The sequence below is a fragment of the Moorena sp. SIO4E2 genome (assembly GCF_010671945.1).
Classification (GTDB): Bacteria; Cyanobacteriota; Cyanobacteriia; order Cyanobacteriales; family Coleofasciculaceae; genus Moorena; species Moorena producens.
The window spans coordinates 1-9,363 of record NZ_JAAHIE010000283.1 but is presented as its reverse complement, the minus strand read 5'-3'; the positions used below and the strand labels follow the sequence as shown (position 1 = coordinate 9,363).

5 protein-coding genes and 4 pseudogenes are annotated in these 9,363 nt (G+C 42.1%); 7 read left to right on the top strand and 2 right to left on the bottom strand.

Annotated elements, in window-relative coordinates:
- The first annotated feature begins 136 nt into the window (after positions 1 to 136).
- From F6K37_RS24060 to F6K37_RS24045, 3 genes and pseudogenes are all read left to right on the top strand, one after another.
- Positions 137 to 337: an HNH endonuclease gene (locus F6K37_RS24060; protein ID WP_287252596.1), complete on the top strand. Its 201-nt coding sequence runs from the start codon at positions 137 to 139 to the stop codon at positions 335 to 337.
- Positions 338 to 1,314: 977 nt separating this feature from the next.
- Positions 1,315 to 3,014 (top strand): annotated as a pseudogene (gene ltrA / locus F6K37_RS24050) (group II intron reverse transcriptase/maturase).
- A 247-nt stretch (positions 3,015 to 3,261) separates the two neighbouring features.
- Positions 3,262 to 4,329 (top strand): annotated as a pseudogene (locus F6K37_RS24045) (reverse transcriptase domain-containing protein); the annotation flags it as partial.
- Here the strand turns inward: F6K37_RS24045 and F6K37_RS24040 are convergent.
- Positions 4,240 to 5,220 (bottom strand): transposase, encoded by a 981-nt coding sequence (locus tag F6K37_RS24040; RefSeq protein WP_287252599.1) that lies wholly within the window; start codon positions 5,218 to 5,220, stop codon positions 4,240 to 4,242. The pseudogene F6K37_RS24045 and the gene F6K37_RS24040 overlap by 90 nt on opposite strands.
- Before the next feature lie 394 nt (positions 5,221 to 5,614).
- Here F6K37_RS24040 and F6K37_RS24035 point away from each other — a divergent pair.
- Positions 5,615 to 6,067: pseudogene (locus F6K37_RS24035) on the top strand (HNH endonuclease signature motif containing protein); the annotation flags it as partial.
- Between the two features lie 295 nt (positions 6,068 to 6,362).
- Here F6K37_RS24035 and F6K37_RS24030 read toward each other — a convergent pair.
- A pseudogene (locus tag F6K37_RS24030) lies at positions 6,363 to 6,513 on the bottom strand (transposase); the annotation flags it as partial.
- 320 nt (positions 6,514 to 6,833) lie between these two features.
- Here F6K37_RS24030 and F6K37_RS24025 point away from each other — a divergent pair.
- The 3 genes from F6K37_RS24025 to F6K37_RS24015 all read left to right on the top strand — a co-directional run bounded on the left by F6K37_RS24025 (position 6,834) and on the right by F6K37_RS24015 (position 9,117).
- Complete coding sequence (locus F6K37_RS24025) at positions 6,834 to 8,222, top strand: RNA-guided endonuclease InsQ/TnpB family protein (RefSeq protein WP_008179915.1); 1,389 nt, start codon at positions 6,834 to 6,836, stop codon at positions 8,220 to 8,222.
- 185 nt (positions 8,223 to 8,407) lie between these two features.
- Complete coding sequence (locus F6K37_RS24020) at positions 8,408 to 8,821, top strand: PilZ domain-containing protein (protein ID WP_044492299.1); 414 nt, start codon at positions 8,408 to 8,410, stop codon at positions 8,819 to 8,821.
- Between the two features lie 149 nt (positions 8,822 to 8,970).
- Positions 8,971 to 9,117, top strand: a complete 147-nt coding sequence (locus F6K37_RS24015) for a hypothetical protein (protein WP_154659682.1) — start codon at positions 8,971 to 8,973, stop codon at positions 9,115 to 9,117.
- Positions 9,118 to 9,363: the final 246 nt, after the last annotated feature.

Sequence of the window (9,363 nt, the reverse complement as noted above, 5' to 3'; positions counted from 1 at the left end):
ATGAAAACCCGTTTTAGAGGTACCAATGACAATGGTTCCGTTTGATGAGGAGCCGGATGAGGTGAAAGTCTCACGTCCGGTTTTGAAGACGAGTCAGTGGGGTGACTCACTGGCTTAGTTTAATAAGAGTAAGCTTTTGAAACGGCAAAGAGGGAAATGTGCCCACTGTGGTCTCACCTTTAGGTTTCATGATTTGTTGGAAACACATCACATCCTACCACGCACACTAGGTGGAACTAATAAGTTTGATAATCTCGAACTACTCCATCTACATTGTCATGACACTAAACATGGGAAAAAAATTCACTCTAATGAATTAGATAAAAACCCATTGTAGAGGTACCAATGTCAATGGTTCCTATAATGAGGAGCCGGATGAAGGGAAACTTTCACGTCCGGTTTTGGAGACGAGTCGGTGAGGCGACTCACCGGCTTAGTTTAATGGGGTAAACAGATTCTAGAAAAGTGTCTAAACTGCAAGCCACAGTCTGGGAACTACATAATGTGCGACTTCATTCCCTACATTCTCGCGGAATTTAACCCGGATATCCGCAATCTCTGAGGAGGGAATAGGCAAATTGAATCACCCTAAATCACCAAAACAATCCAACAGACGGAGTGCGACTCGTTAGCTAGAAACCTTATCTTAAGATTTGGGGGATTAGCTGCTTGGTTTAATGAACCATGACAACTTGATAACCATGATGGTGAAAATCCATCCCGGAGACAAAACCAAAGAATAGTGCAGCCTTAGTACAAAACCTTACTCCTATGATGCCTAACCTGCTGACCATAAAGGCTGCACTATTCTTTCGGTAACTTCTGACCCTCGTGAAATCCGAGTGACAACCTTACCCTGATTTATAGAAATAGCAAATCTATAAATTAAATGCGCAGAGGGTCAAACGGACAAAACACCCTTTAACCTGACCGGTGTGTCGTCTAGGTAAAGAACTCATGGGTACGAGAGAAAGGTACGTCTGAATCATCGTTATTGGAAAGTAGCGAAATAAGAAGGTTGAACAACGCTACGGACAAAAAGTCAACGGAGAACATAGGTTATAAGGTTTCCGTTTCTTATAAAGATTTCCCTCTCTCCCGATGAATAGTGCCACCCTAAAAGTTCAAAGAATGGTTATCAGGAACGAAGTAACCCTTATATGTACTCTCAGTAAGGTCGATTACTGAGTAGGTAGCTAGCCGCAAGTCATACGAGGGCAAGATTGGGTCAGAAGCTAATGCCTAGGGTAATGCCTAGGATACGCTGACAGACACACGTCATAGGAAAAGATATGGTTGTAAGTAACAATTGATATGTCCAAAACTCGGGGGTTCGCCCCACAGTCGGAATGGAACAAGGTTAACTGGCGAAAGCTAGAACAAATCTTGTTTAAGTTGCAAAAACGAATATATCAAGCCTCACAACGTGGTAACGTCCGCGTGGTAAGAAAGCTACAAAGACTCCTGATGAAGTCCTGGACTGCCAAAATGATTGCGGTTCGTCGGGTCACCCAGGAAAACAAAGGCAAAAAGACTGCCGGAATAGACGGGGTCAAAGCCCTGACAGGGAAAAAACGCCTCGCCTTAGTAGCCAGCCTTGAGGTCTATCGAAAAGCCCAACCCACACGCAGAGTGTGGATACCAAAGCCAGGTAGGGAGGAGAAAAGACCACTGGGAATCCCAACGATGTACGACCGTGTATTACAGGCACTTGCCAAAATGGCCTTAGAACCAGAATGGGAAGCAAAATTTGAACCAAATACATATGGGTTCAGACCAGGACGCTCATGTCATGACGCCATCGGAGCAATATTTACAGCCATCTGTAAAAAACCTAAATGGGTTTTTGATGCTGATATAGCCAAATGTTTCGACAAAATCAATCATGATGCACTTCTAGAAAAACTAAATACTTATCCATCCATGAGACGTTTAATTAAGTCCTGGCTAAAAGCCGGTGTGATGGATAATGGAGCATTCTCACCTACAGATGAGGGCACCCCTCAGGGTGGAGTCATTTCTCCATTACTGGCAAATATTGCTCTCCACGGCATGGAACAGGTTATATGGGACTTCGCTAATTCCGTATGGAAGAAGAAAGGACACTATAAAAGAGGATTGGCAGTAATCAGATATGCTGATGACTTTGTAATCCTGCACCAAGACCACAAAGTGGTAGAAGAATGTCTTGAAGTAATCAACAAATGGCTACAAGACATGGGTTTGGAATTAAAACCAAGTAAGACTAAGATTACCCACACCTTTGAAGGATTCAATTTTCTGGGATTCAATATACGTCAATATAAGGTAGGTAAACACCAATCAAAACAAGGTTTTAAAACCATCATCAAACCATCTAAGGAAAGTATCCAAAAACATTATGGGCAGCTTTCTAAGGTCATAAACCGACACAAAGCTGCCCCCCAAGAAGCGTTAATACGCCAACTTAAACCCATTATACGCGGATGGTGTAATTACAACAAAACAGTCTGTAGTAAAGAAACATTCAGCAAATTAGGGAATCTGTTATGGAATAAACTCCAAAGATGGGGATACAGGAGACATCCGAAGAAATCAAAAACTTGGGTGAACAAGAAATATTGGGGAACCGTTGGAAAGGATAACTGGACGTTCAAATTTGGAGAAAGCTATCTCCCAAAACATGCCAATACAAAAATAGTAAGGCACAAAAAAGTACAGGACACCAGAAGCCCCTACGATGGAGACTTAATCTATTGGAGCACCAGAATGCAGAAACATCCTGAGATGACCAGCTCAATTGGAAAACTTTTGAAACGGCAAGAAGGGAAATGTGCTCATTGTGGTCTCACCTTCGGCGTAGCCGACGCTTCGCGAACAGGGATGGAGATTTAACGGAAAAGCATCACATAATACCACGCGCTAAGGGTGGAAACGACCTAGACAAAAATCTAGAGCTGTTACACCTACATTGCCACGATATCAAGCATGGGACAACAATCGATACTACAGAGTTAGATGGAAACCCGTTCTAGAGGTACCAATGACAACGGTTCCTATAATGAGGAGCCGTATGATGCGTGCATTGTCACGTACGGTTCTGAAGACGAGTCGGTGAGGCGACTCACCGGCTTAGTTTAATACGAGTAAAAACGACAGCATACGAGGTCTAAGGAAAGGTCGAACCCTTAGTAAGTTATGTCAAACTTAATCCCTCCTGTCGGGTAGGATGTGACCGGAAACTGGTCACGGGTATCAAGTATATAGGAATCCAAGAAGAGCATGGGTAGACACAGTAACAAAGCTAGTGACCTTTGGAAAGGCCAACGGTGGAAGAAAATTCGCCAAAACCTTTTCCGCCTACAAAGAAGACTATATAAAGCAGTTCAAGCTGGAAACCTGAGAAAAGCTAGGTCTCTACAGAAACTGATAATGAAATCCCGTTCAGCACAGTTATTGGCCATCCGTCAAGTGACACAGCTCAATCAGGGAAAAAAAACCCCCGGAATTGATGGAAAGTCATCCCTCACATACCGGCAGAGATTGGACTTACTTGAGCTATTGAACCGGCAGGCTTCTGACTGGAAACATGCCGGACTCAGAGAAATCCCGATAGCCAAGAAGAACGGGAAAGTGAGACTACTCAAAATACCCACAATCGCTGACAGAGCATGGCAATGTCTAGTAAAATTCGCCCTGGAACCTGCCCATGAGGCAACATTCCACGCATGCAGCTACGGATTTAGAACAGGTAGAAGCACACACGATGCCCAAAAGCACATGTTTAATCACCTTAACTCCAAAAGCAATGGCATAACAAAAAGGGTAATAGAACTAGACATCAAGAAATGTTTTGACCGCATCTCCCACAGCTCCATAATGGATAGATTGCTAGCACCGTCGTCTATAAAACAGGGGATTTTTAGATGTTTAAAAGCGGGCATCAATCCGGAATTCCCGGAGCAAGGAACACCCCAAGGAGGTGTAGTCAGTCCACTACTCGCCAACGTAGCACTAAACGGAATAGAAAGCATACACCCATCAATCCGGTATGCAGACGACATGGTGATATTCCTCAAACCTAAAGACGATGCCCAAAAGGTATTGGATAAAGTGAAAGGATTCCTCGCTGAACGTGGAATGGAAATCAGTAAAGAGAAGACCAAAGTAACACACTCGACAGACGGATTTGACTTCCTGGGCTGGAGATTCCGAGTCCAGAAAAACGGAAAGTTCAGAAGTACTCCCTCAGCGGAGAACCTAAGAACTATCAAAAAGAAGATTAAAGCCGTGGCCAACAGCTCGAATTATGGTGCGAAAGTAAAGGCAAGAAAACTCGCCCCCATAATAAGCTTTCAAGGGTAGGTTTTTAAGATTTAGGCTGAGGAGAGAAAAGGAATACTTGGAGAAAAATCGGGAAAAAATTGACCGATAGGTAACGGAAGATGATTGAGTACAGCAGCAAGAATCAGCTAACTTGCCCCGACGAAAACAGCTCAAAATACGGGGTTTCGGTGTACCGGTGTCAGAGTTTTGACTCTCGACAGGGGTTGCCGGTAACTGTTGTGAGTCGTTGGAGGATAGATCAGCATCAGATTCCCCTCCAACACTGACGACCCACCTTGTGGCGATGGCAATTGCCAACCAATGACGCTCAGCCCTTTGGGGGTCAGTCATTTTCGTCTGGTGCCATTGCCAACCTCCTCGTTTAGTATCCTTGAAGAGACACTCAATCCAAGAACGCATTCGATACCATAAACCCTCAGCTTGATCTGGGTCGAGATCAGTGACAATCAACCAAGGATCTGAGTACCCAGAGTCCCATCGAGCCAGCAAGGTACAACTGAGGGGGTTGCTAGAAAAGCAAGTTACTCGACCTGACCAGCTTTGACCGTTCTGGGTCACCACAGTGGTTAAAGGAACAAAGCTGGGTTGACCCACCGGATGAAACTGTCGAAGTTGGTTAATTCGTAAAAACGGATGCCAACCCTGTTGTTGAATTGCTTCGTAAAGCCACTTGGCATACAGTCCTCGGTCAGCCATCACCAAAACTAACCAGTCCTGGGGAATTGTGTTTGTAAGGTGGGAGAGTAAATCCAGCCAATAGGGTTGCCAACTGCCTTTAGCCTTGGCTTCGATCACTTTCCAAGCCACAGGAATACCGCAGCCGCCATAGACAACGCTCACAACTAAGAGGGTAAATCGGCAACTTAAGGTAGAAGCATCAAGAGCTAAAACCATCGATTTTTTCTGGGGAGGCCATCCATTTAACACCCATTGCAGGAGTGGGGCAAAACAGCTGGTGACATCAAGTTCAGCTCGTTTATCCCCTTTTTTGTCTTGCTGATTTCTGTACCACTCCCGCAACTGTTGACGCACAGTGTTTTCTTTTTTGCCTAGCAAGGCCGCTAGAAAAACTGCCACTGTGGTCAGTCCACAGGAGCCGGTCATCACAATGCCAAAACTCCACATCCCTAAAACCACTGCTTGAGGTTTGCTCAGATGGGGCATTTTTTTAGTCACTGTCCTCAGCCATTTTTGGTAATCTTGATTCTTCTTCATGGCTGTGTTCCCTTAGCCGCTGTTTAAGAGCATCGCGTTTTTTTCCAGTTTATTAAAAACCTACCCCTGAAAGCCCATAATAAGGGGGTGGAGAAATTACCACCGGAACTGTAAGATGGACGGCTCCCGGAACAGTTTATGGTTTACAAAATTAGAAGTAAATCGTAGATTTAGAAAGGAGAAAAAAGTCAATCGATATACAGCCAAAAAGTTATCAGATCAAGCATTTCCGTCGGTTAAATACAAGGAGAATAAGCATATAAAGGTCAGGGTAACCAAGTCCCCCTACGATGGAGACTTGGTCTACTGGAGTCAAAGGAACTCCGGACTCTACGACAACGCCACCTCCAAAGCCTTGAAAAAACAAAACCATTGCTGTGGACATTGTGGGCACAAGTTACTAGGCAACGAATATCTACATCTTCATCACATAGATGGAAACCACGACAATTGGAAGCCAAAGAACTTAATGGCAGTACATCAAAGCTGCCACCAACAAATACACAGTAGCCAAAAAGATACTTAGGAGCCGTATGCCGTGAAAATGGCACGTACGGATTTGAAGGAGAGGTGCTCCCCCTAATAGGGGACATCGACTCTAACGACTCTGTAGCATTTGGAAAGCTTGCAGGGTAAGCGCAAGAAAAAATGGCTCATCATGTGCATTGGTCGGATATCGGTTGCTCGTGGCTCGAAACCCCTATAATCTCGTAGAACTTTACTCGCAATAGAGTTAATTTGTTGAGAATGATCCCGTTTTTTTATCAATAAGCCACAGCTTATTGATTCTTGCGCTTACCCTGCTAAAGCCACCTAGTAAGCTAACCGTGATGAGGATCGTTAATGTACCTTTGAATGGTTTCAGTACTTACTTTCCCCGCTGCCCTTAAAAAAATAACTGTTTGTCCAGAAAGATGGAAGTTTATTAAGATCGGTAAACTCTTTTATTAAGTAGTTAGCACTTCTCCCTTTCAAATCTACCTTTCAAAGCTATGACTACCTGGTGAATCGCATTTTGATGATATATTTATACAGATAAATTTGTAATATTTTTTACTTACAATTACCATATTTTTCTGTAAATAATTTTGAAAAAATGTGGATAAATTATCTTTATTTTTGCAGATAAATACTTTATTAAAAATTTTTATTTTCTAGGACAAATGGACTATATAAGTAAATTTTAAGTTTAATTTTTATAGCTTTTTTTAAAAAAAACAAGTTTATCGGAATTTAATGTCGCTACCAGTGTAGATTCTAATCGATATAACGAGAATAATTAACGATATATAATGGCTCAAGCTAATAAGAGCATAGGAGTACAGCAAATAATGCTGTACCCGGATAAAGAAACAAAGGCAATCTTGGAATATTTATGTGAACAGTCAGGAAAGCTTTATAATATGGGGGTGTATTTTGCTCGTCAAACATTTTTCAAGACAGGTTTAATATTGACTGGAAAATTTGACTTAATCTATGAACCAAGTGTAGGAAAAACAAAGATATCTAAGTCACTTCCTTCGACTCCAGCCCAACAAACACTATTAAGTGTCACGGAAGCATTTAAGTCTTACAAAAAACTAAGAGACCTATGGTTCAAGGGAAAGTTGCAACATAGACCAAAACCTCCCAGCTACTTAAAAGGCTCAAAGATGTTCAAGGTTACTTATCCAAATTCAGGTGGTCAAAAGCCAAAACTAGTTAATGGACAGGTTAAATTTTATCTTGGTTTGACTGTTAGGCGCTGGTTTGGGATTAAGAATTTTACCTTGCCTTTTCCAAGTAATTTAAAAGGAAGAAAAATAAAGGAATGGACTATACTCCCCAAAAATGGCGTCTTCTATCTAGAAGTGTCTTATGAAATCCCAGTTCAGAACAACCAGAGAAATTTAGCCAGCAATGAAGCATTAGGTATAGATGTTGGAACCGCTGATAATTTAGCAGCGTGTGTTGACACCCTAGGCAATTCGTTTTTGATTGATGCCCGTGCAATGAAGGCTTTTAACCAATACTGGAACAAGCAGGTGTCAAGCAGAAAAGAGGGTAAACCACAAGGCTATTGGGATAGTTGGCTTGATCGAGTAACTCGGAAGCGTAACCACCGCATTAAGGACGGCATCAATAAAGCAGCTAAGCTAATTATCAATCACTGTTTAAAATACGGTATAAATACGATTGTCTTGGGATGGAACGAAGGTTTAAAAAGTAATGCTAATATGGGGCGATTGAATAACCAAAATTTTGTTCAAATACCTCTTGGCAAACTCAAAGACAGATTAAGACAATTGTGTGAAATCCATGGGATTCGATTAGAAGTAACTGAAGAAGCTTACACAAGTAAAGCTAGTTACCTTGATGGAGACTCCCTGCCTAAATTTGGCGAAAAACCAAATGGGTGGAAAGCATCAGGAAAGCGTATTAAGCGTGGTCTTTACCGTAGTGGCGATAATTCAGTTGTAAATGCGGATCTAAATGGTAGTGCAAATATTTTAAGAAAAGTAGCCAGTAAGCTAGGTATAGACTTAAGCCGACTGGGTAGACGGTCTTTGACAACCGTAGCGAGAATTAGGTTGTGGGCGCTACCACAGTCTAATCTGTCAGCAGAATCCCCGCGTCTAATGATCGGGGAGTGTCAAGTCTTCTTAAACTCATACAAAAACCATACAGAGTCAAACAGATAGATGAACCATAGCATAAACCAGGGGTTGAGACAATGGACAAATAAAGACAAATAAAAGCGATGCAGAGGTGCGACCCATGGCGAATTTAATTACGGGTCAAGCGCACCTAAGCGGTCTTGGGGTAAACCCCCACTCGCGCTTTGCATCAAGACAGGCAAACGTTTTACTTAATCAATGTCAAGGGTATGATTAATGCCAGCAGCATGCAAGAAAAAAGAAGATCACCTCGCCAACAGACTTCCATTTCTTATCGATTGGCTGGTCTCTTCTCAGCTCGTCAGCCAGTCGTTAATATTAGTCGAGGAGGTTGCACCATTTACAGTGAAAAAGCTATCCCAGTCGGTCAAGTTATAAAAATACAATTTTTTTGGCCACAAAATTACACAGTGAATGCTACAGTTAAAGTCATGTGGTGCCAAGAATCTAGAGGAAATTCCCTAGCAAACTATAGAGCTGGTTTACAGTTTACAACAGTCTCACCAGAAAGTATAGATTGTCTTTTGGGTCTGCCAGCAACACCTATTTCAACGCCTCAACTTCAGCTGAATAAGTTACTAAAAAATTATCCGGCTAAGACTTCTAACACCTGCTCTACCTAATCCTCATACTAAATTGCGCTTCCAGAAAAGATATTACCATTTGAACAGATGACGGGTGATGGGGTTAATGATTAATAGGGCAAGCAGTTACTACTGATTAATTTTAAGTATTAATTTTAAGTATTAATTTTAATTCAACTTGGTATAAGTTGCAATCAAAGATAGTTGATGTCTTGATGCAGTGGCTGATGGAAGTCCCCCCCCATGAGCCACTGCATCGCTTTGTCAAGTTGCTGATCAGGAGTGAACATCAAGAACAGTCAACCTTCAACTATTATACCATTTTCAGTGATTGAGGCTAAAGATGATTTACTGGTAATTGGGAAGAAGGAAATTGGGAATTGACCAAGGAATTACCGATTAGCTATTACCACGAAACAGTATGTATAGCAATTATCATAGCTATGAGGTACACAATTTAGGTATTTTAGGTAATAGGTAATAGGTAATAGGTAATAGGTAATAGGTAATAGGTAATAGGTAATAGGTAATAGGTAATAGGTAATAGGTAATAGGGATGCGCTGCATCTTCAGGTGCGACA

Coding starts and splice junctions, on each gene's coding strand:
- F6K37_RS24040 (WP_287252599.1), bottom strand. CDS start 5,220: ATGGTTTTAGCTCTTGATGCTTCTACCTTAAGTTGCCGATTTACCCTC.
- F6K37_RS24025 (WP_008179915.1), top strand. CDS start 6,834: ATGGCTCAAGCTAATAAGAGCATAGGAGTACAGCAAATAATGCTGTAC.
- F6K37_RS24020 (WP_044492299.1), top strand. CDS start 8,408: ATGATTAATGCCAGCAGCATGCAAGAAAAAAGAAGATCACCTCGCCAA.